This window comes from Microcoleus sp. T3_D1, assembly GCF_036700405.1.
Taxonomy (GTDB): Bacteria; Cyanobacteriota; Cyanobacteriia; order Cyanobacteriales; family Microcoleaceae; genus Microcoleus.
In genome coordinates, this window is sequence record NZ_JAUBOV010000201.1 from 1 (window position 1) to 1,383 (window position 1,383).

General features: G+C 41.6%; 1 protein-coding gene. It reads left to right on the forward strand.

What is annotated here, in order from left to right; genetic code table 11:
- Positions 1–57 precede the first annotated feature (57 nt).
- A partial coding sequence (locus QT992_RS33365) for a transposase (protein WP_333378754.1) occupies positions 58–1,383 on the forward strand: 1,326 nt, incomplete at its 3' end.

A 1,383-nucleotide genomic window follows, 5' to 3' on the forward strand; every position in this document is an offset into this window, starting at 1 on the left:
CTAGGGCGTCGGTTCAGTATTAGGAGTTGACAAAACAAACTGAAAATGATATGTGAATTGAAAAGCCTGTTAAATTCTGACAATCAGGAAGAAGGAAGAAACCTTATGCGCCCTCCCTTATGGCATCCTCCAATTGAACTCTCAGAAACAGAAGCGTTGATTATCAAGCGCATTAAACGAGCCAAGTTATTCACGTTTCTTCGACTGAACCGTTCATTCATATTTAATGATGAGTTTCAAGAAGAACTTGCTACAATTTTTAAAGACAGCACAGTAGGTCAGGGCCCAGTTCCTCCTGCACAAATTGCTCTGGCAATTATTCTGCAAGCCTACTTAGGCATTTCTGACGATGAAGTAATTGAAGAAATGCTCATGGATCAACGTTGGCAGTTAGTTCTCGATTGTCTAAAGTGTGAAACTCCCCCTTTTAGCAAAGCCACTTTGGTGAGATTCAGAAATCGCTTAATTAAAAAAGAACTAGACCAACGTTTAATTGACCGCACCGTAGAAATTGCCAAACAAAAAGGTGGATTTGGCTCATCTCAACTGAAAGCAGCTTTAGATTCCTCACCTTTATGGGGAGCTGGTAAAGTCGAAGATACATATAATCTCTTGGGTCATGCTTTGCGTAAGGCGGTGAGTATGATAGCTGCTGTGCAGGGGCGGGAGCCAGCAGAAATTGCCCTGGAAGCAGGTGCACCCATCCTTAATAGTTCCAGCTTAAAAACGGCTTTAGATTTAAACTGGGATAATCCAGTAGAGCGTCAAAATGCACTCTTAATTCTCCTAAGTAGCTTAAATACAGTGGAAGAATGGATGCAAAGCCAGTCTGATTGTGATGAATTTGAAGTAGTCCAAGAGACTCTGGATGTTGCCCGAGTCATTGAATCCCAAAATGTGACTTTCGACTCACAAGGCGTTCCAAGTTTAAGTAAAGGGGTCGCCAAAGATCGTCGCATTTCTATTGAAGACCCAGATATGCGGCATGGGCGTAAAAGCCGCTCTAAAAAAATAGATGGATATAAACGCCACGTTCTTAAAGATTTAGAGAGTGGTGTAGTTTGCGCGGTGGCGCTGACACGCGCCAATACTCCAGAATCTGCTGCTACAATTGACCTAGAACGTGACTTGAAATTTCAAAATATTCACCTATCTGAGTTACATATTGATCGGGCTTATTTATCTAGTCATTGGGTGACACAACGGAATGATAAATTACAGATATTTTGCAAGGCGTGGCCGGTCAAAAATTCTGGACGGTTTGATAAAAATTCTTTTTTCCTTGACTGGGATACGCATTTAATTAGCTGTCCCAATCAGGTAAGTATCCCATTTGAACCGGGGAAAACTGTTCATTTTCCTCAGAATGAATGTGCAATTTGT